30 protein-coding genes are annotated in these 24,670 nt (G+C 51.7%); 14 read left to right on the plus strand and 16 right to left on the minus strand.

Annotation, left to right across the window (positions count from 1 at the left end):
* Positions 1 to 62: 62 nt before the first annotated feature.
* From DYE26_RS24245 to DYE26_RS24255, 3 genes are all read right to left on the minus strand, one after another.
* Entirely contained in the window at positions 63 to 1,004 is a 942-nt protein-coding gene (locus DYE26_RS24245) for an NAD(P)H-binding protein (RefSeq protein WP_036618534.1), read from the minus strand.
* 86 nt (positions 1,005 to 1,090) lie between these two features.
* Entirely contained in the window at positions 1,091 to 1,984 is an 894-nt protein-coding gene (locus DYE26_RS24250; RefSeq protein ID WP_036618535.1) for a LysR family transcriptional regulator, read from the minus strand.
* Between the two features lie 281 nt (positions 1,985 to 2,265).
* Positions 2,266 to 2,529, minus strand: coding sequence for a hypothetical protein (locus DYE26_RS24255; protein WP_036618536.1), 264 nt, complete (start codon positions 2,527 to 2,529; stop codon positions 2,266 to 2,268).
* A gap of 580 nt (positions 2,530 to 3,109) precedes the next feature.
* Here DYE26_RS24255 and DYE26_RS24260 point away from each other — a divergent pair.
* From DYE26_RS24260 to DYE26_RS24270, 3 genes are read left to right on the plus strand one after another with little or no spacing between them, the layout of a single operon-like run.
* Positions 3,110 to 3,967, plus strand: coding sequence for a carbon-nitrogen hydrolase family protein (locus DYE26_RS24260; RefSeq protein ID WP_036618541.1), 858 nt, complete (start codon positions 3,110 to 3,112; stop codon positions 3,965 to 3,967).
* Positions 3,968 to 4,002: 35 nt separating this feature from the next.
* Positions 4,003 to 4,680 (plus strand): GNAT family N-acetyltransferase, encoded by a 678-nt coding sequence (locus DYE26_RS24265; RefSeq protein ID WP_036627276.1) that lies wholly within the window; start codon positions 4,003 to 4,005, stop codon positions 4,678 to 4,680.
* Between the two features lie 16 nt (positions 4,681 to 4,696).
* Positions 4,697 to 5,368, plus strand: coding sequence for a GNAT family N-acetyltransferase (locus tag DYE26_RS24270; protein ID WP_036618544.1), 672 nt, complete (start codon positions 4,697 to 4,699; stop codon positions 5,366 to 5,368).
* A 94-nt stretch (positions 5,369 to 5,462) separates the two neighbouring features.
* On the opposite strand, the gene DYE26_RS24275 is transcribed toward DYE26_RS24270, so the two are convergent.
* From DYE26_RS24275 to DYE26_RS24305, 7 genes are all read right to left on the minus strand, one after another.
* Entirely contained in the window at positions 5,463 to 5,759 is a 297-nt protein-coding gene (locus tag DYE26_RS24275; protein ID WP_036618546.1) for a spore coat protein, read from the minus strand.
* Positions 5,756 to 5,974, minus strand: coding sequence for a hypothetical protein (locus DYE26_RS24280; RefSeq protein ID WP_036618549.1), 219 nt, complete (start codon positions 5,972 to 5,974; stop codon positions 5,756 to 5,758). The genes DYE26_RS24275 and DYE26_RS24280 overlap by 4 nt, the downstream gene beginning before the upstream one ends.
* Before the next feature lie 30 nt (positions 5,975 to 6,004).
* Positions 6,005 to 7,141, minus strand: coding sequence for a zinc-dependent alcohol dehydrogenase (locus tag DYE26_RS24285; protein WP_036618561.1), 1,137 nt, complete (start codon positions 7,139 to 7,141; stop codon positions 6,005 to 6,007).
* Positions 7,138 to 7,524 (minus strand): spore coat protein, encoded by a 387-nt coding sequence (locus tag DYE26_RS24290; RefSeq protein ID WP_036618564.1) that lies wholly within the window; start codon positions 7,522 to 7,524, stop codon positions 7,138 to 7,140. The genes DYE26_RS24285 and DYE26_RS24290 overlap by 4 nt, the downstream gene beginning before the upstream one ends.
* A 14-nt stretch (positions 7,525 to 7,538) precedes the next feature.
* Positions 7,539 to 7,784 carry a hypothetical protein gene (locus DYE26_RS24295; RefSeq protein ID WP_036618566.1) on the minus strand — a complete coding sequence of 82 codons (246 nt, stop codon included), beginning with the start codon at positions 7,782 to 7,784 and terminating at the stop codon, positions 7,539 to 7,541.
* A 220-nt stretch (positions 7,785 to 8,004) separates the two neighbouring features.
* Complete coding sequence (locus DYE26_RS24300) at positions 8,005 to 8,241, minus strand: hypothetical protein (protein WP_036618569.1); 237 nt, start codon at positions 8,239 to 8,241, stop codon at positions 8,005 to 8,007.
* A 12-nt stretch (positions 8,242 to 8,253) separates the two neighbouring features.
* Positions 8,254 to 8,511: a spore germination protein gene (locus tag DYE26_RS24305; RefSeq protein WP_036618571.1), complete on the minus strand. Its 258-nt coding sequence runs from the start codon at positions 8,509 to 8,511 to the stop codon at positions 8,254 to 8,256.
* A 72-nt stretch (positions 8,512 to 8,583) separates the two neighbouring features.
* Between DYE26_RS24305 and DYE26_RS24310 the strand changes: the two genes are divergently transcribed.
* Together DYE26_RS24310 and DYE26_RS24315 are read left to right on the plus strand one after the other, a co-directional pair.
* A complete protein-coding gene (locus DYE26_RS24310; protein ID WP_036618573.1) occupies positions 8,584 to 9,075 on the plus strand; it encodes an Hsp20/alpha crystallin family protein in 492 nt (163 codons plus the stop codon).
* 322 nt (positions 9,076 to 9,397) lie between these two features.
* Entirely contained in the window at positions 9,398 to 9,877 is a 480-nt protein-coding gene (locus tag DYE26_RS24315) for a hypothetical protein (protein ID WP_036618576.1), read from the plus strand.
* Between the two features lie 209 nt (positions 9,878 to 10,086).
* Here the strand turns inward: DYE26_RS24315 and DYE26_RS34350 are convergent, their stop codons facing one another.
* A complete protein-coding gene (locus tag DYE26_RS34350) occupies positions 10,087 to 10,215 on the minus strand; it encodes a YjcZ family sporulation protein (protein ID WP_227872798.1) in 129 nt (42 codons plus the stop codon).
* Between the two features lie 307 nt (positions 10,216 to 10,522).
* Here DYE26_RS34350 and DYE26_RS24320 point away from each other — a divergent pair, with 307 nt between their 5' ends.
* Positions 10,523 to 10,705, plus strand: a complete 183-nt coding sequence (locus tag DYE26_RS24320; protein ID WP_036618578.1) for a hypothetical protein — start codon at positions 10,523 to 10,525, stop codon at positions 10,703 to 10,705.
* A 60-nt stretch (positions 10,706 to 10,765) separates the two neighbouring features.
* Here the strand turns inward: DYE26_RS24320 and DYE26_RS24325 are convergent, their stop codons facing one another.
* Positions 10,766 to 11,485: a 3-ketoacyl-ACP reductase gene (locus DYE26_RS24325; protein WP_036618581.1), complete on the minus strand. Its 720-nt coding sequence runs from the start codon at positions 11,483 to 11,485 to the stop codon at positions 10,766 to 10,768.
* A 189-nt stretch (positions 11,486 to 11,674) separates the two neighbouring features.
* Here DYE26_RS24325 and pnuC point away from each other — a divergent pair, with 189 nt between their 5' ends.
* The 6 genes from pnuC to DYE26_RS24355 all read left to right on the plus strand — a co-directional run bounded on the left by pnuC (position 11,675) and on the right by DYE26_RS24355 (position 16,992).
* The gene (gene pnuC, locus DYE26_RS24330; RefSeq protein WP_036618590.1) at positions 11,675 to 12,352 is read left to right on the plus strand and encodes a nicotinamide riboside transporter PnuC; all 678 of its coding nucleotides are present in this window, start codon (positions 11,675 to 11,677) and stop codon (positions 12,350 to 12,352) included.
* Positions 12,349 to 13,356 carry an AAA family ATPase gene (locus DYE26_RS24335; RefSeq protein WP_036618592.1) on the plus strand — a complete coding sequence of 336 codons (1,008 nt, stop codon included), beginning with the start codon at positions 12,349 to 12,351 and terminating at the stop codon, positions 13,354 to 13,356. Before pnuC ends, DYE26_RS24335 begins: the two co-directional genes overlap by 4 nt.
* A gap of 115 nt (positions 13,357 to 13,471) precedes the next feature.
* Positions 13,472 to 14,365, plus strand: a complete 894-nt coding sequence (locus DYE26_RS24340) for an NUDIX hydrolase (protein WP_036618595.1) — start codon at positions 13,472 to 13,474, stop codon at positions 14,363 to 14,365.
* Positions 14,362 to 14,928 (plus strand): riboflavin biosynthesis intermediates N-glycosidase, encoded by a 567-nt coding sequence (locus tag DYE26_RS24345; protein ID WP_036618598.1) that lies wholly within the window; start codon positions 14,362 to 14,364, stop codon positions 14,926 to 14,928. The genes DYE26_RS24340 and DYE26_RS24345 overlap by 4 nt, the downstream gene beginning before the upstream one ends.
* The gene (locus DYE26_RS24350; protein ID WP_036618600.1) at positions 14,925 to 15,752 is read left to right on the plus strand and encodes a TIGR02452 family protein; all 828 of its coding nucleotides are present in this window, start codon (positions 14,925 to 14,927) and stop codon (positions 15,750 to 15,752) included. The genes DYE26_RS24345 and DYE26_RS24350 overlap by 4 nt, the downstream gene beginning before the upstream one ends.
* A gap of 121 nt (positions 15,753 to 15,873) precedes the next feature.
* On the plus strand, positions 15,874 to 16,992 hold the full coding sequence (locus tag DYE26_RS24355; protein ID WP_036619064.1) for an IS110 family RNA-guided transposase: 1,119 nt from the start codon (positions 15,874 to 15,876) through the stop codon (positions 16,990 to 16,992).
* Between the two features lie 415 nt (positions 16,993 to 17,407).
* On the opposite strand, the gene DYE26_RS24360 is transcribed toward DYE26_RS24355, so the two are convergent.
* Entirely contained in the window at positions 17,408 to 18,538 is a 1,131-nt protein-coding gene (locus DYE26_RS24360) for a Gfo/Idh/MocA family protein (protein ID WP_036618607.1), read from the minus strand.
* 125 nt (positions 18,539 to 18,663) lie between these two features.
* Between DYE26_RS24360 and DYE26_RS24365 the strand changes: the two genes are divergently transcribed.
* On the plus strand, positions 18,664 to 19,509 hold the full coding sequence (locus tag DYE26_RS24365; RefSeq protein ID WP_036618609.1) for a LysR family transcriptional regulator: 846 nt from the start codon (positions 18,664 to 18,666) through the stop codon (positions 19,507 to 19,509).
* 41 nt (positions 19,510 to 19,550) lie between these two features.
* Here the strand turns inward: DYE26_RS24365 and DYE26_RS24370 are convergent, their stop codons facing one another.
* Positions 19,551 to 21,065 (minus strand): phytoene desaturase family protein, encoded by a 1,515-nt coding sequence (locus DYE26_RS24370; protein WP_036618611.1) that lies wholly within the window; start codon positions 21,063 to 21,065, stop codon positions 19,551 to 19,553.
* A 452-nt stretch (positions 21,066 to 21,517) separates the two neighbouring features.
* On the opposite strand from DYE26_RS24370, the gene DYE26_RS33200 reads away from it, so the two are divergent.
* The gene (locus DYE26_RS33200) at positions 21,518 to 21,760 is read left to right on the plus strand and encodes a hypothetical protein (protein ID WP_127463430.1); all 243 of its coding nucleotides are present in this window, start codon (positions 21,518 to 21,520) and stop codon (positions 21,758 to 21,760) included.
* 111 nt (positions 21,761 to 21,871) lie between these two features.
* Here the strand turns inward: DYE26_RS33200 and nspC are convergent, their stop codons facing one another.
* Positions 21,872 to 22,999: a carboxynorspermidine decarboxylase gene (gene nspC / locus DYE26_RS24375; RefSeq protein WP_036618614.1), complete on the minus strand. Its 1,128-nt coding sequence runs from the start codon at positions 22,997 to 22,999 to the stop codon at positions 21,872 to 21,874.
* Positions 23,000 to 23,003: 4 nt separating this feature from the next.
* Positions 23,004 to 24,254 carry a saccharopine dehydrogenase family protein gene (locus DYE26_RS24380; protein ID WP_036618618.1) on the minus strand — a complete coding sequence of 417 codons (1,251 nt, stop codon included), beginning with the start codon at positions 24,252 to 24,254 and terminating at the stop codon, positions 23,004 to 23,006.
* Between the last annotated feature and the right edge of the window lie 416 nt (positions 24,255 to 24,670).

Consider the following 24,670-nt stretch of genomic DNA (forward strand, 5'->3'; position numbering starts at 1 on the left):
AGCGTACAGTAAAAAAGAGGGGAAGCCCCCTCTTTTTTGTGCCTTCTGTACCTCTGTTTTATTTAATTATCTTTCGAGTGCCGCTCGCCAACCTGGAATTCATCGGCATGTTCGAACATATATTTCACGGTCACTGGCGCTTGGCCCGTCAGTTTCCGGAAGTCGTCCGTGAATGCATCCATTTTTCCCAGGCGGATCGCTTGTCCGAAAGTAACCATGCCATCGGAGGAGTATGGCGCTTCGGAATCTTTTTTAAATTCGCCGTCCGTTGTTCTCGGAACGCCCATGGCATCAAAGACAGCGTAATTTTCTTCATCCGTGATCTGTTTGTAGGTGACGTGATTCCCCGTTACTTCATTTCCGATTTCGATAAAGTCGGAAATCGTCATTAACTCGGGACCGTTGATATTTAGAATCGCTTCATGATAATCGCCCGAGGCCAGTGCGTAAGCGACCGCTTTTGCGCAATCTTTGCGTGAGATATAGGCCATCTTGCCGTCGCCTTGGTTGTTTTTTAACACCCCGTCTCCCTTCACATAAGTGAAGTAATTGGTAATCATGGCCTCGGCATATTGCGAATTACGAAGGAAAATATAGTCCAACCCGACACTTTTAATATAGTTTTCGGTATAAACATGGTCCAGTTTCTCAACGCTTGGATTGGAATCATCGGCTGCGTTGACCAGCGAAGTATAGATGATTTGTTGCACGCCGGCTGCTTTTGCGGCATCGACCACGTTTTTGTGGGCGTTTTGACGTTTCGTACCGACAAAAGGCATGGAGATCAAAGCAAGTTTGTCGGCGTAAGCAAAAGCTTCCGCAAGGCCGTCCGGTTGATTAAAATTGGTCACATGCGTTTCAATCCCTTGTTCCGCGTACTCTTGTAAAGATACCGGATCATAGGCGCAAAAAATAATTTGATCTTTATCCACCAGTTCCAATAAATATTTCGCCGCTTGTTTCCCCAGATTTCCGTCCACGCCGGTCAACAACAATTTACCCATGATCGTCGCCACTCCTTGCTGAAATGATTTTACACTTATATAGTATGTGAAAAAAATAACAATATCTAACACAAAAAACTTATGGGCTATTGGGAAAACGAATGCCGGATCTGCTGCAGAAAGGCTTGTAATGCCGGGTTCGTATTGTTTTTCAGATAACCGGCTTCGATCTTAAAGGTATGGTGTGAATCTTCGAGCGGGATTAACCGGACTTCTTCCTTCAGGTAAGCGAGATGGTAGTTATCCGGGAAAAAGCCGATTAAATTCTCCGTGATAATATAAAACAGCTCTGTTTCGACATCGTCGGCGGTACGTTGGATGTTGGGATGATAGCCGTCTGCAATCGCATGCCGGATCATCAAATAATAGGAGTTTCCAATAGCCGTGGGACTCAGCATGACAAGCGGATATTCATATATCTTATCTTTCGAGATCGATTCATAATGGAAAAGGGGATGCTGTTTACTAACAGCCGCGCAATACCGGCCGCTGTACAGGGGATAGGTGCGAATATCCTTTTTTCCTTCAAACTCCGAGTCGAAGGCAACCGCCACGTCATATACTCCTTTTTGCAGAAGTTCGGCGATATCCTTAAGCAACACTTTATGGAGTTCAAGTTTGATATTCGGATGCTTTTCTTTGAACGAGGGAATCAACTTCAACAAACTTTGGACATCCGTAATCGCGGCGTATTCTATGCTCAACAACTGGATGTTGTATTTTTGAAAGTTTTCCATATTCATTTTCATACGGTTATAATGCTTCCAGAGCACAACGGCCTCGCCATAAAAAAGCCATCCCGCTTTCGTCGGCTCAATCGGAATTTGCTTTCTATCGATTAATTGGGTGTTGAACTCGTCTTCAAGCGCGGCAATTTGCTGGCTGACCGTCGTCTGCGACACAAAATTTTTCTTGGCCGTTTCCGTAAAATTTCGGCATTCCACGAGATCGATGAAATATTTGATCCTTTTGATATTCATTTTATCCTCCGGCAGTCGTTTCTTTTTAATTTAAATGATATTGAAAATTTTTAACAGGTAAATAACTCAGTTGATGTTTACTTTAACAAACCAATGTTATGATCTTATGACGATCCATTGCGATTGCTGTTGCTTCTAACTGGCTCCGGAAATTTCCGGGTATAATGACAGGGAGGGCATAGAGGAGGGAGTCTCGCGTCATGAAGGGATCAGCTAGTGGACCGAACCGGAAATAACGTTACAGGTGAAAAAGGTGTCCAGGTCCGTTAGCCTTGCCTTCCTTACGGCAAGAGGAGGATGAGCAGGAACGCAGTGACCGGAATGGCGATTCCAACCAGTATGGCAATATACGGATAAGGAGTTTTTAGGTAATCTTTGAATTCGCGAGTCTCGGATTTCTTGATATAATGGAAATTCACTTGCTCAGCAAATCCGTTAACCAATCTTTTGGCCTCACTTACTTCACAATGCAAAATATTGTTCCAAATTTGGTCGTACTTTAATTTGAGTTCATCGATGGCTTCACTTTCCTTCAACAGGGTCATGTTCTTCACCTCATGAAAAAAGAAGTATATTTGGGCAACTAGAAGATATACCTCATTTTACCATATTCATGTTCTATGGAATCTTCATTATATTTTCGATAATTGAAATAATTTGCTTGCCTTACGAACCGGGAAACATTTATATTTTAAGAAATATTGTTGTCGCAATAAGAAAGTTTGGAGAGTAACTGAGGATTGAAGCCAAAAACGGCGTTTGACGATCGGTAAGGTGCAGCCCTTAAAGCGAGCTGTTATTCTAACGGTTGTCAGCCTCGTTATTTCGGCAAAATGTAGGGGAAAACTAATTTAACGGTTGCGGTAGAGCTTATTTTGCTTTTTTCCTGCGGATTCGATCCTTTTTCACCACAATAAGCGCGCCTGCATCCGTTAGAGATTGAACTCCCGTCTTTTCGGTTAAATAAGCGCGTGTACAACCGTTAGCGAAAGATTGGGGACCCGGAAACTTCCTCGTTAACCAAACGAATGGTTTGGCTAACTGACCTTGAAGTCAGGCGCCGATTTCGAGATTGAGCTTAACAAAAATACATCCTTTATGAATGGAATCGAAAGGAGCAAACGCATGAAACTGAGAGTATCCGCCGTTCAGTATCATCTTCATACGATAAACTCGTTCGCGGAATTCGCCCGGCAGGTCGAGCATTATATCAAAACCGCCGAGGAGTTCGGCGCGGATTTTGTGTTGTTTCCGGAGTTTTTTACGACCCAGCTGATGTCCATCGGGAACAGTGAAGGCAGGGCGCTAACGATTCAGGAGCTGCCTGGCTTTACGGAGCAGTACCGGTCTTTGTTTTCCGGATTGGCCAAACAGACCAAGATGCATATTATCGGCGGCACGCATGTGACCCGGGAGGGAGACCGGCTGTATAATGTGGCCCACTTGTTTTATCCGGACGGAAAAATCGCCGAGCAGGCCAAGCTGCACATTACGCCGACCGAGGTGAACGAATGGAAAATGACCCCCGGCGACGGCCTCCAGGTGTTCGAAACCGAGAAGGGGACGATCGCCATGTTGACCTGCTATGACATTGAATTTCCGGAGATCGTCCGGATGGCCAAGGCCAAAGGGGCGGATGTGATTTTCTGTCCTTCGTGCACGGATGATCGTCACGGATTTCACCGGGTCCGTTATACCAGCCACGCCAGAGCGGTCGAAAACCAGGTCTACGTCGTTACGACCGGTACGGTCGGCTCGCTGCCGACGGTGGACTTCATGCGGGCCAATTTCGGGCAGGCGGCGGTGATTACGCCGAACGATATTCCGTTCCCGCCGCGCGGCATCCTGGCGGAAGGCGAGATCAACGACGACATGATCGTCACCGCGGATCTGGACTTGGAGCTGTTGTACCAGGTCCGGGAAAAAGGCTCTGTCACCACTTGGCGCGACCGGCGGACGGATCTTTACACCGACTGGAAATAAGCGGAGGACCACTTCAGCGTATGGAGGCGCAAGCGATGTATCGGAAAGAGCTGTTTGTGTTTGACGGGGACCGGCCGGTTCCGGCGGTCATCCGAAATTATAAGGAGAAGGATTTTCCGGGCTTGATCCGCATTCAGCAGGAAAGCTTTCCGCCGCCGTTTCCTGCGGAATTATGGTGGAACACCGAGCAGCTAAGCAAGCATGTTGAGCTGTTTCCGGAAGGGGCTTTATGCGTCGAGGCGGATGGGGAAATAGCCGGATCGATGACCGGTTTGCTGGTCGACTTTGACCCGCGCGCACCGGAGCATTCCTGGGCGGAGGTTACCGATAACGGCTATATCCGCAACCATAATCCCAAGGGGAATACGCTGTACGTCGTCGATATCAGCGTACGGCCGTCCTACCGCAAGCTGGGGCTTGGCAAATGGCTGATGTTGTCCATGTATGACCTTGTCGTGCATAAAGAGCTGGAACGCTTGTTGGGCGGAGGAAGAATGCCCGGCTATCACAAGCAGGCGGATGAAATGACGGCGGAGCAGTACCTGGAGACGGTGCTCAAAGGTGAATTAAAGGACCCCGTCATTACCTTCCTCCTTCGCTGCGGCCGAACTCCCGTCACCGTCGTAGCGGATTATTTGGAGGATGAGGAATCGCGCAATTATGCCGCGCTGATGGAATGGAAAAATCCTTTTTATCCCGTAACATTCAAATAGGAGGAGGCCTAAACTCATGGAATATACGCGAATTACGAATATTCAGGACCCTTTATTTAAGCAAATGCATCAGCTGATGCAAAACATTTTTCCGCCGGAAGAAGTGCTGGAATTCGATCTCTGGAAAGAGCCGCTGGAAGACCCGGGCATCCGCGTGTTTGTCGCGGTGCATGAAGGTCAAGTGGTCGGCGCTACGGAGTACCGGTATTACGAAGACTTCAACGTTGCGATGACGGATTTTACGATCATCGGCCAAGCGGGGCTGGGGATCGGACGGTTTTTGGCGGACAAAAGATTAAAGGATCTGCACGCCTTGGCCGAAGCGAACGGGAAAAAGCTGCTCGGCATGTTTGCGGAAATTTACGATCCGTATCGGGTGGAGGACCATGAATTCGGCGGCGTAAAACCGATGGACCCTTATGTGCGCCGCGAGGTGTTGTCGCATCTCGGATATAAGCGCCTCGATTTCCCTTATGTCCATCCGTCCTGGAACAATGACGGGGAGGCGGTCACCGGGCTTGATCTTTGTTTCCTTCCGATGGGCGGGAACGAGGAGACGCTGCAAACGGATCTGATCGTGAAGTTTTTGCAGCGTTACTATACCGTACTGCCGAACAAGCCGCAGTCCTGGTACGACATGGTTGAAAGCTTGAAAGCGAAAGAAACCGTGAAGCTGCTGCCGATTTAACGTAACGGAATACAAAAGCGTTTCACTTGGGAAGTCCCTCGTCTGTTCAGCGACAGGAGGGACTTTTCCTTGTTTTCGGGCACACTTGCAAAGGTCAGGACGGGATGTTCAGAGCGGTTTGAATGTTTTGCAGGTCCCGCCCGATTTGCTCGTCTATCGCGTAAGGCTTGTAGAATCCGCGTCTCATCATGTAGTCGACGATCATCTCATGCGTGTTGATCGCTTCCTCCAGTTGTTTGGCCAAAATGGCTTTGACTTCCGGAGTGGCGCATTCCGTCACGGCCATGGCGTAGTTTCTGACCCCGGTTTTGGCGCTCAGTAAAAAATCCATGGCGATGATTTCATCGGTCAACGTGTCCACACCCATCATACGTTCCAGAATAGGAATCATGGGCTCACCTCCCCTAAGCCCGAATTGGATAAAATTCCGCTGAGTTCTTGAAGCTGCCGCGTGGTCACCAGGACATCTTGCTGCAAAATCTGCTTCAATTCCGGGTCCGCAACCAGAATCTGCATCGTTTTGGACTTGGTCATGCAAAGCGTTTTGAACGCGGCCAGTTCATGGACTTCCAAGGTTTCGTGCAGGCCGTATGCCGTCGGATTCATTTGGCTTCTCCTCCTATATTGATTTTGTACTTAAGGCTTCAGGATGACTTTGATGCAATCTTCCGTTTTCGTATCGAACATTTCATACCCGTGTTTCGCCTCGCTAAGCGGAATGACGTGCGTGACGATATCGCCGGGATTGACTTTGCCCGTGGTGATCAGTTCGTACATATACGGCATGTAATGAATGACCGGGGCTTGTCCCGAGCGGAGATTGATATTGCGCTGCATGATGTCGCCAAGCGGAAAGCCGTTATAACGTCCGCCGTACACCCCGGTGACTTGGATCGTTCCACCCTTGCGGACCGCCTGGGCGGCCATAATCAAAGCGCTCATCGTTCCGCCTTGCAGCTTCAGCCCGCTGGCCAAAAACTCCAGGTCGCTCATTTTCCCGTCCATGCCGACCGCATCGATGACGACGTCCGCGCCGCCTTTGGTCAGTTCTTTGAGATAGTTTCCAACGTTCTCATGCTGCTCCAAATTGACGATTTCCACGTTGTTCGTGCGCTTCGCATGCTGCAGACGATAGTCGACGTAATCGACGGCGATCACCCGCCCTGCCCCTTTCAACCAGGCGAACTTCTGCGCCAGCAGCCCAATGGGACCGCAGCCGAATATGACCACGGTATCTCCGTCTTTAACTCCGGCATTATCGACGCTCCAAAACGCCGTCGGCATCGCGTCGGCGATCAGACACAGCTTTTCATCCGGTTCTTCGCAGTTTTCCGGGATTTTGAAATGGGTAAAATTCGCGAAGGGAACGCGCAAATATTCGGCTTGTCCGCCGGGGTAGCCGCCCGTGTTTTCGGAGTAGCCGAAGTAACCTCCCATATCCCCGTGTTCATTGGCATTGTCGCATTGGCTTTCCAGATGGTTTTTGCAATAGAAACATTCTCCGCAGGCGATCGTGAAGGGGATAATCACCCGGTCGCCTTTCTTCAGCTTCGTAACCGCGGGGCCGGCCTCTTCCACAATTCCCATCGGTTCGTGTCCGATGATATAATTCTCCCGAAGATTGGGGATCATCCCGTGAAGCAGGTGGAGGTCGGAGCCGCAGATGGCCGAACTGGTGATTTTGATGATCATATCGTCGGGTTTCTCGATTTTGGGGGAGGGCACCTCTTTGACGGCAATATTTTTGATTCCTTGATAAGTGACGGCTTTCATGCTTGATGCCCTCCCAGGTGTTCGTCCGGCGTCCGATCGAACATGCCCTTGCGGCGCGTATCCGCAGGGAATAAATTCATCTGCCCGATCATGACCGTGTTTTTGGCCGAAAGCTGATCGAGCTGATATTGTTCTTGCAGCTCGTAAGGGTGAAACCATTTTTTTCGTATCATTAGTTCGGAGATTTCCTGGTGCAGCGCGATTCCTTGCCGGAGTTGATTGCGGAGCAGAACGCGGGCTTCCGGAGACGCCGTTTCCGTGAGAGCGATCGCCGTATTTCTTACCCCTTCCTTCGCCCGCATCAGAAAGTCCATAGCGAAGGTCATGTCCGCCATTTCCGGCATATTCAGCGCGTTGATCGGATCCAAATCATCGTGATTCATGTTTTGCTCCCCCCTTAATTCAAAATCGGTTCGGGACGGCTTTCGGGGACGGGGGACTGGAAAGGAACTTTTGCGTAAATGGCCTGCAGATCTTGAATTGCCTGAATGGATTGAACGACGTCTTTTTGCATCAAATCTTTAAGCTCCTGGTCAAACACGAGACCTTGCATCAGTTTGGATTTGGCCAGACAAAGCGTCTTGAAATTAAGCATCTCATGAAGGTCCATGGATTCATGGGGCGCCAAAGTTTGTGTATTCATCGGGACAGCATGCCTCCAATTTTTTTAGAGATAGCATGCCCTTGGGCCGGAGAGTTATGCTTTGGGCTTATCCGCTATTTAAACGAGGCGAAGGCGCTGAAATGAAGGCGGAGAGACTTAGGTGAAAAGACCGATACGCCCTGATATGGCATTGGAGGGGCAGCGGGATGAGATCTTGAAGGTTCCCGCTGCCGCGCTCTGCAAGAATGGGTACGGAGCCCTACACAACGCTTGACTTCGACGTATTGGAATCGAGCAGATCGGCGTCCATAATGTTCGTAAAGGTCAGATAAAACGGGGATAAGTCGCCCATAGACTCTACGCCCTGGCTTCGCTTCGTTGATACGAGCACATCCTCCTGCAGCGTGGACCCAAGGCTAAGGGACGATGCTCTATCTAGCGTGTTCACCTTAAAAGCAAATACATTCACAAACATCGGGCTAAAATTCTTGTTCATGCCATTTCCTCCTTAGCTGCAGCAATTTAATTCCTTAACCTTATTGAAGAAGGACGGGGCATCGATTAGGTCCCGATCGTCGATAGCCGATCGTAAGCCGAAGAAACCGCTGTCATCACCGGAATTATTGCCGAAGCCATGGGTATGTTTGGACGAATTGTTCCAATCGATCAAATAATTCTCGCCTATATTCACGGCAGATGCGTTTTCAATGGAGTTAATTTTAAGGATATAGATGTTGTTGGTTATGATGGAAGGCCTTCCGTACATTCCCGCTCCCTCCTTTTCGACATGTATATGAGGATATTTTCTGAATATGTATTTTAGTAAGGGGGGGCATCAATGGACATGGATAGGCTCAAAAAATGGTTCGAAATCGCGCAGCAGTTTCATGGCAAGGAATTTTGGGATGACGTCTTTCGCGAACAAATAAAGCCCTTTAAAAATTCCTCCGAAGCCTATACTTCAAATTTAAACGAAAGTTTTTCCGGTATGGAGCAGCAGCCCGATTCTCCCCAAATGGAATATCCTCCGATTGATGTCTTGAAAAGCGAGCATGAGATGCTGATCGTTGTTGATGTGCCCGGTTATAACAAGGACCAAATCGAGGTATATATCGAGGGCAGGCAATTAAGGATACAAGGAGAACCGAACATGAATTACAACGGATTTACATTCATTAAATCGGAAAGGCATAACGGCGCTTTCCAGCGAGTTATCGGCTTGCCCGGCCGCGTCGACACGAAGGAGGTTACTTCCTTCATGGATAAGGGGCTGCTGCTCATCCGGTTTCCGATTAAACCCGTACAAGGGAGGAAGGTCATCATTGATTAGCTTTCGTCTGACATGCGGGTCGGACTATCAAACAAATCCCGGTCATCGATGTTCATGACGGAATGAAAAGCCACCGATCGGTCCGCTTGTTGGCGAATCAACTGACTGATCTTCATGGAGTTTTGAAAGGCTTGCTTTTGATTGACGCCGCCTATGGAGAGCTAGGAAACATAATCGATGGAATTGACTTTGATTAAGCCCAAATTGATTTGCCTTACTTTCTTCATGGCAATCCCTCTTTTTCATCGCTAGATTTACTAAAAAAGTATGCAACCGGATCTGGCTACATACATAACCGGATAAGAAAAAGGTGATCGCACAAATGGCGGGGCAATTTTGGAGAAAGTGGTTTGGCGCAAACGATCAAGTAAATGATCGAGTAAACGAAGTGGACGATCGGCTGAGGAAGCTGGAATTAGAGCTGGAAAAGCTGAAAGTTCAGGATATCGGACGCAGCATTATCGAAGAGCTCCAAAAGCTTCGCCGCACGATGGTTAAACTGGCGGAGGCGGAGGAACAAAGGCAAAAACAGCCCCCCATTCACATCGAAACGCTGGATATCGAGAAGGTGTTGATTGACCGGGTGGTGACCAACAACAATATCGGGGCCTTGGGCGTTAAAGAGCTGGCCGGAAGACTGAACATCGGCGCCAATTATGGACAAGGGGCGGAAACGGCGGCAATGCCGAATAAAGAAAAGGTTGCCGCCCTTTTGCAGAGCTATGGGGAGAAGCCCCTGACAAACGGCAAATCAAACGAACCGCCTGCCGTTAATATAAAGGGGCGGTCAACGAGGGCCTGAAATTTTCTATGTCAACGAAATGCAATGAACTCCCGGCATAAGATGGGGGGCTTTTCGCCGAGGTCGATCGGAAAAGGCGCTCCATCCCTGTACCCAAAGAATTTCACTAAGAGGATGAACTAAAACGAACTGACGCCAATATGCGACGTCAGTTCAATCTGAAGTGATTTCCTAATCAACAGATAAAGGAAGGGAGGTGTACTCGTTACTTAAATCCAGGATACACTAATAATTACCAAGAGAATAAACAGTACCAGGATTACTCCCGTACTAGTCCAGAGTCCACCGCCAAATCCTGCGCAGCTAAATCCTGCGCCCGCTCCTAATCCTAATCCCATATTTTTTCACTCCATTCTTCATTTTTTCCACCCGCGTTTTTCCGTATAAAGGCAAGCCAAATCCCCTAAGAGCTATTTTTCTTTATCTCCCCTCGCTTCAATCTAGTCTAGTGTATGGTCTTTCCGGATTAACGGTTTGGACTAGTGCCTTTTTTTAAATAAGGAATTTTCCGGGCTGGTTCACCAGGTTCAAATTCTTCAATATAATATCCATGGCCAAGGCGGTTTCCTTTTTTGCCTTAATCCGACATAATGGAGGAAAAATGGCTTGGCAGGGCTATCCATCATGAACAGTTGGAGGGGAACGATGAGAAAACGAAGGTTTTGGATCGGAGGGGTTATACTCCTGTCATTGCTGGCCGGATGCGGCAGCACGGACGTTGAGAGCTCGGCCAAGCCGTCATCGGCGGTGGAAAAAAATACGAAAGAAACGAACGGCGCCCTTCAGGAAACCGGTTTGCATGGCGGAAGATACTGGGCCCCTATATAATAAAATTAACCAAAAACGCCAGTGCCCGAGGGTTGCCCCTGAGCTCCTGGCGTTTTCCGTTTATTGCGGGTTGGTTGTCCAGATGCCGGCGGATTTGATGAACACGCGCTGCGGCAGCTTCAGGGTGGCGGTAATCAATTCGGCCACGTCTTCCGGCTGCATCATCCGGTCTTCGTCGCCGATTTTCAGGCCGGCTTTGACGGCCAATTCCGTATTGACAGTGCTCGGAGTCAAGGCGGTGACGCGGATGTTGAATTTCCGCACTTCCTGCAGCAGGGACTCCGTCAATCCAAGCACCCCGAATTTGGAAGCGCAGTAGGCGGAGCCGGTGGCAAAGCCTTTTTCCCCTGCGGTGGAGGCCACATTGATAATGGTTCCCTGGTTTTGCTTCATCATCGTCGGCAGTACGGCGCGGGAAACATAATACGTCCCCATAAGATTTACTTGAATGATCCGTTCCCACTCGGCGGGGTCCATCTCGAGCAAGGTGCCGAACTGGGCGATCCCCGCGTTATTGATGAGAATATCGGCCGCACCCAGCTGTTCAATCAACTGACCAACCGCCGAGTTAACTTCCTCTTGATTGGAGACGTCGGCTACGGCGTAATAAGAGTCCACGCCATATGTACGCTTTAACTCGCCTTGCAGCGCTTCGAGGTCGGCGCCGGTTCTGGCGAGCAGGCCGAGCTTAACCCCTTCCTTCGCCAAGTCCAACGCGGCCGCTTTTCCGATTCCTTTGCCCGCTCCGGTAATAATCGCCGTTTTGTTTTGTAAATCCATCGTCTATCATCCTCCTTAAAATGGCTATCATCCATTATATTACAGCGTCGATCTTCATTTCAAAGTATTATGCAACACTGCCTCCATAAAAATCGCTTGACCTTTGCTTCCTCTTCTGCTATTTTTGATATTAACAAAATGTTATTATCAAAAATATACTAACAAGTGCGAAAGCCGAGGGGATGCAACGTGAAAAAAGGGTTGGGCGGTTGGAGCTTATTCGAATTAACCTGGTTGGCTTTATTCACCGGAATCGCGATCGCGCTCACGGTGCTGATGAAGGACTCTTTGTTTGGTTTTACGGTGTTTATTACGGGAGTGCTGTGCGTGGTTTTTGCGGCCAAAGGCAACCTGACGACCTACGCGTTCGGGATGTACAACACGTTCGGCTACGCTTATCTGGCGTATGTGAATGGTTTGTTTGGCGAAGTAATGCTGAATTTGCTGTTTTTTGTGCCGATGAACGTCATCGGTTTCCTGATGTGGAGGAATCACCGCGATGGGGGTAAATTATCGATGCGGCAGATGGATGCCAGAGGCCTGCTGCTCGTAGCCGTCGCCTGCGTCCTGGGCAGCGTGCTGCTCGGGTTCGGGTTATCGTTCATTCCGGGACAGAACTCCCCGTATATCGATGCCGTTACGACCGTGCTGTCGGTTGTGGCGACGATGTTAATGGTGAAGCGGTTCAAAGAGCAATGGCTCGTTTATATTGTGCTGAACATGTTCACGGTGCTGCTGTGGGCGATCAGAACGCTGGAGGGGAGCCCGGACGGCGTTCTGATGATCGTGATGTGGAGCGCCTATCTGATCAACGCGGTATACGGCTACTATAATTGGAACAAAGGGGCAAAGGAGAGTCTGGCATGAAGACGCTGGGATTAACGTTGGGGAAGTTTGCGCCCCTGCACAAAGGGCATCAGTTTATGATCGAAACGGCGCTGCAAGAGGTGGATGAACTGATCGTCGTCATTTATGAGACGGATGTGACGCCGATTCCGCTGCATATTCGGGCCGGCTGGATCCGCAAGCTCTATCCGGCGGTCAGGGTGATTGAAGCCTGGGACGGCCCGGACGGCTATTCGAACGACCGCGAACATGAAATCCGCGAAGAGCAATATATTCTAGGCTTGCTAGATGGGGAGCAGGTGACGCATTTTTATTCCAGCGAGTTTTACGGGGAGCATATGAGCCTGGCGTTGGGCGCGGTGGACAGAAGGGTGGATGAAGCGCGCAAGGAAGTCCCGATTTCGGCGACGATGATCCGTTCCGATCCTTATAAATACCGGGAGTTTATCAGCGACATCGTATACCGGGACTTAATCACGAAGGTGGTGTTCGTGGGAGCGATGTCGACCGGCAAATCGACGATCACCGAGGCGCTCGCGGCGCGGCATGGGACGACGTTCGCCAGCGAGTACGGGCGCGACTACTGGACCGAGCACCAGGTAAACCGCCGGATCGGCCTGGAGGCGTTCGACGAGATCGCCCTCGGGCATATCGAGCGGGAGGAGCAGGCTTTGCTTCGGGCGAACCGGTATCTTTTTGTCGATACCAATGCGATTACCACGTATATGTTCGCCTTGGACTATCATGGAAGGGCGCCGGAGCTGCTGACCCGGATCGCCCTGGAAAACGCGCAGAGATACGACCTGTTTTTCCTGTGCGACGACGATATCCCGTACGACGATACGTGGGACCGCAGCGGCGACCAGAAGCGGCATGTTTTTCATAAACAGATTATCGCCGACTTGAAGGAACGCCGGATTCCCTTCATTACACTGCGGGGAAGCCTGGAGGAGCGGATGCGCAAAGTAGACGAAGTGCTGGCCGGCTTTAAGCCCTACAGCAATTATTTTGGCGAGCTCTTATAGAAGTTGAACTAAAGAAAAGAGCGGAGAGAGGCAAAAGCGGGAAATGATTCTGAAGAAACGGCCGCAAAATTATTAGTTCAACTTATATTAGAACAAAAAAAGGCGGGTGGAGTTAGTGGATATGTTGGATCGCAACGGACTGACGGAAAGCGAATTTTTGCGGCGGTATTCGCCGGGGGATTACGAACGGCCCTCGGTGGCCGCGGACACGGTAATTTTCACCGTGACGGACGCGGATGCGGACAGTTACCGCAAGCTTCCGGAGAAGGAGCTGAGAGTACTGCTCATTCGGCGGGGCGGGCATCCCTTTCTGGGCCAATGGGCGCTGCCGGGCGGTTTTGTCCGGCCGGATGAAACGACGGAGCAAGCCGCGGCGCGGGAGCTGCGGGAGGAGACCGGCGTAGAAGACGTTTACCTGGAGCAGCTGTACACGTTCAGCGACGTGGGGCGCGATCCCCGCACCTGGGTAATGAGCTGCAGTTATATGGCGCTGGTGGACAGCGGCCAATTGCAGCTGCAGGCGGGGGACGACGCTGACGCTGCCGCCTGGTTCAAGGTATCCTACCGGCTGCTGCGGGAGCGGAAGGAACTGATCGACGGCGGTTTCATCAAGGCGCTGCAGTATGAGCTTCGGCTCAGCTCCGGCGAGATTGAACTGGCCGCGGTTGTGGAGCGGACGGTGACCGCGAAGCCGGCTTCGACGGCTACATCATATTCCATCGTGTCCAACGACGGACTGGCTTTTGATCATGCGAAGATTATCGCCTATGCTATTGAGCGCTTGCGGGGAAAGGTGAATTACACGGATATCGCGCTTCATTTGATGCCGAAGCTGTTTACTTTAACGGAGCTGCAGCAGGTGTACGAGGTAATTTTGGATAAAGAGCTGCTGAAGGCGGCCTTCCGGCGCAAAGTGGCCGACCTTGTCACGGAAACGGATCATTACACGGAAAATGCGGGCCACCGGCCATCGCGTTTATATCGAAGAAACATGGAGGATTACCGATGATTTACGGAATTGAAGAATTGCGAAAAGCTTACGTGGCCGGAAAAACGTTCAAGTTCGTGTTTTTCTGGGGGCATACGCCGCCCAAAGACGGAAGCGTGGATAAGAGCTGCTTCAGCCAGTGGTGGATGAGTCCGTTCACTGTAGAGGGGACGGAGTACTCCTGCGCAGAGCAGTTTATGATGGCGGAAAAGGCCCGGCTGTTCGGGGATGATGAGATGCTGGCGGCGATCATGCAGGCGAAACATCCCAAGGAAATGAAAGCGTACGGGCGCGCGGTCCGAAACTTTGACAAGGATGTCTGGGACAGAGAGTGCTACGGTATCGTCAAGCGGGCCAGCTTGGCGAAATTTTCACAGAATTCGCAACTGGGGGATTACCTGAAATCAACGAAAAACCGCATTCTGGTGGAAGCCAGCCCGCGGGACCGCATTTGGGGGATCGGCATGGGCCAGTCCAACCCGGATGTGGAGAATCCGCTGAAATGGCGGGGCAAAAACCTGCTGGGGTTCGCACTGACCGAAGCGCGGGACGAAATGCTGAGAGAAGAAGGGGATAAACTATGAATCGAAAAGAAATTGCCGCGGATACCTTGCGGATTCAGCGGCAAGGCTTCTATGAATTTGAAGGGCGCCGGGTTGATTTTGCCGCGGTGCAGAAGCGCTCGGAAGAGGGAAGCGAGTTGATTACTCCCGGCCAGGGGGCGGAACTGGTAAAAACTTATCGTATGCAGCCACGATCACAGCAAGCTGCGAAGTATTCCGTCGCGAACGAGGCCACCGTAAAAGCGATCCTCGATTTTGCGGCAGCGGGCCAAGACCGGGTCGGCGTGCTGAACTTCGCCAGCGCGAAAAATCCGGGCGGCGGATTTTTGAACGGCGCGATGGCCCAGGAAGAAAGTTTGGCGGCCTCCAGCGGGCTGTACGAAACGCAGCTGCGCAACGAAGGTTACTATGCCGCAAATCGCGCCTACCGTTCCATGATGTACACGGACCATGCCATTTACTCGCCTGATGTGGTCTTCTTCCGCGATGAGCGGTTTAACCTGTTGGAACGGCCGGTTACGGCTTCGGTCTTGACGCTGCCCGCCGTCAACTACGGGCAGGTTCTGCTCAAAGGAGAAGATCCGGAAGAAGCAAAGCGGGTGATGAAAGACCGGATGCGGCTAGCTTTGGCGATCTTCGCCAACCAAGGCGATACGCATCTCATTCTGGGCGCGTACGGCTGCGGCGTGTTCCGGAATGATCCGGTGCAGGTGGCCCGCTGGTGGCTGGAGCTGCTGGATGATGAGGGCTGGGGATCGTTGTTCGCGGAAATCCGGTTCGCGGTATTGGATAGCTCGAAAGACGGCAAATGCATCCGCGCTTTCGAGCATGCGTTTCATGACTAAATGACTAGCTATGATGAACGTAAACAAAAGACAGCCCTCCATATTGCTACATCTCGTAGGTTAAAATGGATAGTGAAAACCAAACCATTTCAGAGCTACATAGCAAAGGAGAGCTGATACTATGCAGTCTACCACAAAATTCGTCGGTTTAGATGTATCCAAAGAAAAAATTTCGGTTGCTATTGCAGATGCAAGCGGTGAAACTCCTCGCTATTACGGGAGCATTCCTCACACCCCGGCGGCGCTGCGCAAGCTGATCAAAGAACTGGGACCGGCCGAAACGCTATCGTTTTGTTATGAGGCAGGTCCGACAGGTTACGAAACCTATCGCTGGATCACCTCCATGGGAGCCCATTGCGTTGTCATTGCTCCGTCGCTTATTCCCAAACGCCCTGGTGATCACGTGAAGACGGATCGACGGGACGCCGAGCAGCTTGCCCGTCTGTTTCGTGCAGGAGAATTGACTCCTGTCTACGTCCCGGAGCGGGAAGACGAGGCTTTGCGGGAGTTGGTTCGCGCCCGGGAGGCCGCCAAAGAGGACACGCATCGGGCACGCCAGCGGATATTGAAGTTCCTGCTCCGCCATCACATCGAACCGCCGGCTACGATAAAGCGTCGTTGGACCCGGAAGTACCGTTCCTGGCTGGAGCAACTGACATTCCCTTATGAGCCCATGCAAGTAGCCTTCGACGAGATGCTCCATACCTTAAATGAGATCGAGCAGCGGATGGGGCGTTTGGAAAAAGCCTTGGTTCAGCAAGCCACGGTCGGCTCCAAGGCAACTCTGATTCGGGTGCTTCAGTCCCTGCGTGGGATTGGACTACTGACGGCCGTCACTCTAGCTGCTGAGATCGGTTCATTTACTCGCTTCCGCTCCCCGGCCCAACTCATGGCGTATTTAGGGTTGGTTCCTCGTGAGAGTTCAACCGGCCTGAGTACTCGGCGCGGAAGTATGACCAAAGCCGGTAACGGGCGCTTGCGCCGATCCTTGGTGGAATCCGCCTGGAGCTACCGTCATCGGCCTGCGGTGAAAGGAGATCTCGCCAAGCGTTTGGATGGCATGCCGGCCGATATACAACTGTTGTCGTGGAAAGCGCAAGAAAGATTGCATTACAAATACCGTCATCTCATTTTTGGAAAGAACAAACACAAAAATGTGGCCGTAGGCGCGGTGGCCAGGGAGCTAACCGGGTTCATATGGGCTGTTGCTCGAACGGTGGAACAACCGGTGGCTAACTAACGCCCCTTCCGTCCCCTTTGGGGAGACGCAGGGAGCGTTGCCCCCTGCACCCCCCACACTCGCCGTGAGGCGTTCCTCATTTCCAATGAGGAATAGGAAAAGTGTTGATTTGAACCTAACCGCTTGTCAAGAAAAGCGCTTGACAAGCTCACGCCTGAGCACGAGGCCCGGGAGCAAACGAAGGTTCCGGGAGAGAATTTGCGTCAACCGTTTGCACTAGGTGAGTAACTGAACGTGCGCTTCTAGCTTGCAAGAGCTCTCCTTGACGAAGGCATAACATGTGGTACCAACCCACGGATAGCAGCGTGCCGACCGTCGCTCGCATTTTTGCTCTCGCGCCACGTGCTCAGGCACCTCTCACACGGAGGGCTTGACAAAAACGTTCATAGCAACGGTTGAAATCGGCTCGTCCCGATTAGATTGTGCTGAGCCGTTCGCCGGTAAGGGCGGATTGCCGAATCGTTTCCAGCAGACGGTGCAGGCGGGCGGCCTCATGAAAGCCGGGGGCCTGAAACGTCCCCTGGCGGATATCCTCTGCCAGCAACCGGTGAGCCTTCAGAACTTGATTCACGGTTACTGAACCATCTTCGGTCTCATCGTACACCCTTTGGAGAGTCTCGTGATCTCCGTAACTCCCAAGGTGTCCTAACGGATACAGCGCCTGCTCGACCACCAATCCCCCGAACTGAACATGACCTTGGGACTGGGGCTGGGAAATGCGAATGACCCCTTTCTCCCCTTGAATCTCCAATTCAAATTTGGGATAGGTGCCGCCCTGAATATGGACCGATACTGATGCCCCGCTTTCGAGCATGCCGTGAACCATGATTTGATCGGCCGTATCTTTCGGCACGGTTTCTCCGGTTCCCAGCACCTTAGCCTCTGAATAATTGCTGTTCATGGTTGCGTAAACTTCTTTCAAATCTCCCAGCACAAAGCTAAGCGCGTCAAGCGAGTGTCCCCCGTTAATCGATAGCAAGGTAGCCCCGTACTTTTCCTCGAGCAGATAGATGGCGTTCTGTTCCGTAAACCCTCCCTTGCCCGGGGTGGATACCGCCATGGAGGCGGATAACACCCGGCCGATGTCTCCGCGCGAAATGCGGTTCTTCGCATCCAGCAGCGCAGGCGACTGTCTAGCTTGCAAGCCGACCGCATGATGAATCCCTTTTTGGGAAGCCAGCTCCGCCAGTTCCTCCGCCTCTTCCGATGTGACGGCAAGCGGCCATTCGCTGTACACATGTTTTCCTGCGGCGATGGCCTCCTTGATCATTTCGTAATGATGGGGAACCTTGACGCTGACGACCACCAAATCCACATTTTCGGACCGCACCAGTTCCCGATAGTCGTCGAAAGTCTGGGTGACACCCAGTGCAGCGGCACTCTCCTTGGCGGATGCCATATTCGAGGTGGCAATGGCGGTAATTTCATGGCATGTGCTTTGGGTAAGGGCCGGAATATGAGTCCGGCTGGCCCATTGATTGTTTAACGACCCTCCGATGATCCCAGTGCGTATTTTTGCTGAACCTGCTGAACCCAGCGTTTTCATGTCTAACTTATATCTCCTTCCGTCTTTATGATCCTTTGCCGTTTCAGTATACTGGGATTGAGCCATCACGAATAATGCATGTTATTAATGGAGTCATCATCTTTTTTGATACCTTGGAGGTCCGTATGGATATCGACAATATGAAAGCTTACGTTACCGTCGCCGAATTAAAAAGCCTGTCTGCCGCAGCCATCAAAATGAACCATCTGCAGTCCAACATGACGGCCAAGATCAAAAAAATCGAAGCCCATTACGGGCAGCAGCTGTTCATTCGGAGTGCCAAAGGCATGGAGCTGACGTCGGAGGGACGGAAGCTGTACCGCCAGTACAAAAAAATGCTCGTTTTATGGGAAGAGACCGAGCTGGATATGAGCCGGAGGGAGATGAAGCTCAGGCTGGGCACTATGCAATCCGTCTTCGGCAAAGATCTCACGGACGCCCTGACCCGCTTATATGAGAGCCACGCCGATTTATCCGTAACGCTAAAGACCGGGACCACGCTGTCGATGGAGCACGAATTGATCCAAGGCAACATCGATTTGGCCTTCACCATTGGCAAGGCCGATTCGCCGCAGCTGAGTTACAAAAAGCTGGGGACGGAGGAGATGGTGCTCATCGGCAAAAGGTTCGCCAGCGGGCTGAGCCTGGAGAGCTGTCTGCACGGGGAGAACTGGATCATTTTGACCCGGGACTGCTTGTACGCAGCGATTCTGGAACGGCTGTATGCCGAGCTTGACCTTGAAAAAGGGGAAGTCACGGAAGTTGGGATCCTGGATACCCTCCTTCAGCTGACCTCCCTTGGCATGGGCATCTCCTTGATGTCCAAGAATATCGTGATGCAGCACGGATTTTCGGCATATACCCAGCTTCCCGAACCGTTCCGCTATGTGGACAAGTATTTGGTTACCCGCGCGGGGTATGAGTTGTCTCCCCTGGAAAAAAGCTTCGTGGAAACGAGCCACTTCCTATAAAAGCAAGGATTGATTTTCTGGACGATGGGATTTCCCGCCGCCTATCCCCGATTTTTCCGCAGCTGCAGCTGTTTGTGAATGCGCTGGGCTTCCAGGAAACCCGAGGTGGCCGCCCCCTGGAAACCCCCGCCGGGCTGGGTCCAGGCCCCGACCAGAGACAGGCCGGCAAAAGGGGTTTTCCGCGGGGTGCGCTTGATGCCGGATTGGTTGACGGTTTGCGCAAAACCGTAAACGGCGCCGCGCGGATTTTTCGTGTAACGCTCCATGGTGCGCGGCGTGCCGAGCTCCAGCAAGGCGATACGTTCCTTTATGCCGGGATAGCTGCTTTCCAGACGCTGCAGGAGAATATCGGTGACCTCTTGCTTTTTCCGCGTGTAGGCTTCGCCCCGCTCCGGCCAGTTGCCGATATCATCGATCAAGGTAACGGCCAGCACGCCGCGGTCGCTGCGGTTTAAGGCGGGATCCATTTTGTTGTAGTTGGTTAATCCCAAATTGGCGGCGGCATATTTTCCTTGGATCGCGTTATCGTAATCGGCCTGATGATCCGTTTCCTCCGCCAAAAGAAGGTCTTCTTCCACGATGCCGAGTTCTTCCGGAGGGCAGGAAAGCCCGATATAAAGCTGCGTCAGCGATGGGCCGATTTCGTGCTCTACAAGGCGCTTTCGATATTTCTCGGCCCGTGGATGGTGATGGATCAACGGCCCCAGCGTATGCTCGGGGCTGGCGTTGGAAACGACCCAGTCGGCCGTGAATTCCAGCCCTTTTTGGGTGCGGATTCCGCGGGCTTTTTTTTCGTGAATCAGGATTTCGGTTACTTCCTGCCGCAGATGCACCTTGCCTCCGTTTTGTTCGATCACATAGACGAGCGCATCGGATAATGCCTGGGCGCCGCCTTGAATGTAGTAAGTGCCTTCGAAATGATACCCCAGCCAGGGAATGAAAAAATAAAGCGCGGAAAGCCGCTGCGGCGGCAGCCCGTAATAAGGCCAGAGGACGGTAAAAAAGCTCATGAACTCCGCGGACTTCACATACCGCTCGATCACCTGCGCGGTGGTTAATTTGGACCATTGGACCAGCGTCGGACATTTGGCCCAAAAGCCCAAGGCTTTTATCCAGCCGGCAATGCCGGGATCGTTCAGGAACTTCATTTCTGCGGAAAGCCGGCGGATTGCATCAAACAAGCGGGCAATCCCCTCCTTCTCCTCCGGAAAACGCCGCTGAAGCAGCGCCAGATACGCGCCGGCGTCTTGGGGGATGTCGAACTTTTCGCCTTTCCAGCGGATCGAATAAGGATGTTCTTTGGGCAGAGGTTGAATGTATTGCATCACCCCGCTCGCCTGCAAAATTTGATAAAAACCCTGTCCCTGGCCCAGCGCGCCGACCCCGTGCAAAGCCGCGTCAAAGGTGTATCCCTTGCGCTGGAAATTGGTGGCATATCCTCCGGGCAAATAATGCTGATCGAACACGCCGACTTTATAACCCAGGGCGGACAGTCTCGCCCCGCAGGTTAATCCCCCGATCCCTGCGCCTACGATAACCACATCGTAATGATTCATAGTCCCATCCCCTTTTATATTGATTCATCCCGTACAATGGATAATCTTAAAAACAAACCATCGGTTTGTTTTTAAGGTAACGTATTCCTTCCGATGAGTGTCAAGATAAAATATGTATAGTCGCGAAACGTCAAAACCATGCTGGTATCAAGCTGAAAGGCTGAGCGGGGATTCAGCACCAAAAAATAAGAGCAATAAGTGTCGTTATTCCCGCGATATCAGTCCATTTGAGAGAAATAGAAGCAATTTATGTCGCTATTTTCCACGGTCGCCAGGAAATGACCGCGTTCCTGACCATTCATAGGAAAATAAGTACATGAAAGGCTGCTATTGGGGGTGAACATACCCGGGTTCAGCATATAAGCACATGAAATGTCGCTATTTTGCAGGCTGACGTTACCCGACGGGTAGCTGGCGCAGCCTGGGAGCGGCCTGGCGCTGCATGCAGCTGCATGGCGCAACCCGATGCTGCCCGGGGGAACCCGGAGCCGGCGCAACCTGGCGTATCCCGGCCCAACGGGCTGCCGGATGCAGCCCGACGCTGCGTGGCGGAACCGGGAGTTGCCCGGGCAACTTGGAGAAGCCCGGCGCAACCTGGTGCAACCCGGCCCAACCCGGGCTGCCCGAAGCAGCCCGACAATGCATGGGGGAACCTGGCCCAACCCGGCGCTCCCGACGCTATCGGCGCAGCCTGACCGTTCCCGTTCCGTTCCGGTAACCAGCCGCGTCATGCACCGTTTTCCAGGTTGAACGCCCAAAAATCCCCTCCAAATAATTTGAAGGGGATTGGAATTGCCGCTGCTTTTTTATGCCAATCTCATCTTAAAATCCTCATATCCAAACTCATGCAGAACTTCGCAATCGCCGTCTTTGTGCTGAACCACGAGGGCGGGAAGCGGCATGCCGTTGAACGTGGTGTTCTTCACCATCGAATAAATCGCCATGTCGCCGAACACCAGCCGGTCGCCGCTCTTCAAAGGCTGATCAAACGAGTAGTCGCCGATCGTATCGCCGGACAGGCAGGTCGGCCCGCCAAGCCGGTACGTGTACGGCTTCTCTCCCGGTTCCCCGGAACCGAACAGCGGCGGACGATAAGGCATTTCGAGCACATCGGGCATATGGCACGAGGCCGACGTGTCGAGGATGGCGATATCCATGCCGTTTTGCATTGTGTCGAGCACGGTCGTAATCAGGTAACCGGCATTCAAGGCCACGGCTTCTCCGGGCTCCAGGTACACCTGCAAGCCGTATTTGTCCTGCATCCGTTTGATGCATTGTTCCAGCAGGGGGATATCGTAATCCTCCCGGGTGATATGGTGGCCGCCGCCGAAGTTGATCCACTCCAGCTGCGACAGCCACGGTCCGAACTTCTCTTCGATCGCATCGAGCGTGGTGGCCAAATCATCCGAATTCTGCTGGCAAAGCGTGTGAAAATGCAGACCGGAAATCCCGCCCAGTTGCTCGGGCCGGAAATGCTCGATCGTCACGCCGAACCGGGAACCTACCGCACACGGATTGTAGATATCGTGCCCGACCTGCGTGGAGCATTCGGGATTGATGCGGAGGCCGATTTTTTTACCGGCGGCGAGCACTTTATCGCGATATTTTTCCACTTGGGAAAACGAATTGAAAATAATATGATCGCACAGCCCGATAATTTCGTCGATCTGATCTTCGCGGTAGGCCGGGGAGAAGACGTGGTTCTCCTTCCCCATCTCCTCGTGCCCCAGCCGCGCTTCATACAACCCGCTGGCCGCCGTACCGCTCAAATACTCTCCGATCAGCGGATACAGGGTGTACATCGAGAACGCTTTTTGGGCCAAAATGATTTTGGCGCCGGTGCGCTCCATGACCCCGCTGAGGATGCGGAGATTTTTTTCCAAAAGGGCTTCATCCACTACGTAGCAAGGGGTAGGCAGTTCCTCAAAACGCATCGGATTAAACGAGCTCCGTTTCCAGCACTTTTTTCGTATCTTCTTCCGAAGGATACTCGTCTACAGGCACCGGATTAAAGTTTTCTTGCCATGGCAGACCCCATTTGTTCAGCGCGTCCATGAACGGATCCGGATCGAACTGTTCAATGTTGTACACACCCGGTTTGTTCCAGTGTCCTTGAAGGATCATCATGGCCCCGATCATGGCCGGAACGCCGGTAGTGTAAGAAACGGCTTGGGAGCCCACTTCCTTATAGCACGCTTCATGGTCGCACACATTGTATACGTAGTAAGTTTTATCTTTGCCGTCTTTTTTGCCTTTAAAGATACAGCCGATGTTCGTTTTGCCTTTCGTGCGCGGTCCCAGGGAAGCCGGATCCGGCAGCACGGCTTTCAGGAACTGCAGCGGAATGATCTGCTTGCCTTCGAATTCGATCGGCTCGATCGACGTCATGCCTACGTTCTCCAGGCATTTCAGGTGCGTCAGATAGCTTTGGCCGAACGTCATGAAGAAGCGGATCCGTTTCAGCCCGGGGATGTTAACCGCAAGGGATTCCAATTCCTCATGGTACAGCAGGTACATATCTTTTTCGCCGACTTCAGGGAAGTTGTAGACTCGTTTGATCTCCATCGGTTTGGTTTCGACCCACTCGCCCTTTTCCCAGTATCTTCCATTAGCCGAGACTTCGCGGATGTTGATTTCCGGGTTGAAGTTGGTGGCGAAAGGATAGCCGTGATCGCCGGCGTTGCAGTCAAGAATGTCGATATATTCAATTTCGTCAAAATGATGCTTCAGGGCATAGGCGGAAAATACGCCGGTCACGCCAGGGTCGAAGCCGCTGCCCAGCAGAGCGGTAATGCCGGCTTTCTCAAAGCGCTCACGGTATTCCCACTGCCATTTGTATTCGAATTTCGCCGTGTCTTCCGGTTCATAGTTCGCTGTATCCATGTAGTGCGTTTTCGTCGCCAGGCAGGCGTCCATGATCGTCAAATCTTGGTAAGGCAGCGCCAGGTTCATGACGATGTCCGGTTTCACCTCGTTGATCAGGGCGATCAGTTCTTCAACATTGTTGGCGTCTACTTGAGCCGTCGTAATTTTTGTTTTGCCGCCGTCCAGCTTGGCTTTGAGCTCGTCGCATTTGGATTTCGTGCGGCTGGCGATGCAGATTTCCTCAAACACTTCGCTGTTTTGAACACATTTGTGAATGGCCACGGAAGCAACTCCGCCGGCTCCGATAATAAGCGCTTTTCCCATTGTTCCATTTCTCCTAACCCAGTGAATTTTTGTGCTGCTTTGTTGGTTCCGCGAAATTTGCAAATAAAAAAACAAGTAATGAACGCATAGGTGCGCACCACTTGTCTTCGATATAGTCAAATATTAAGATAACTCTGGTCATGACGGGACGAACGACATAAGCGTCCGTAAAACGCTCGCCAACCAGCCATAAAACGCGCGCTTTTTATGAAAAAGTTCTTAATATTCAAATATATCATGTTAGGATCAGAGTCTATTTAGCAAATAATCGCCTTTACCACTCTTATTGACCGTTTCACAAGTTGATGTGCGATATGCACCGGTTGTAAAGTAACCAACTTATAAAATTTGAGCTTTTAACTCAATCAATAAGGCAACAAAAGTTGCCAATCGGCATTTGACCCGGCTGTCCGTAT

Origin of the sequence: Paenibacillus macerans, assembly GCF_900454495.1 — a bacterium.
In the GTDB taxonomy this organism is placed as follows: Bacteria; Bacillota; Bacilli; order Paenibacillales; family Paenibacillaceae; genus Fontibacillus; species Fontibacillus macerans.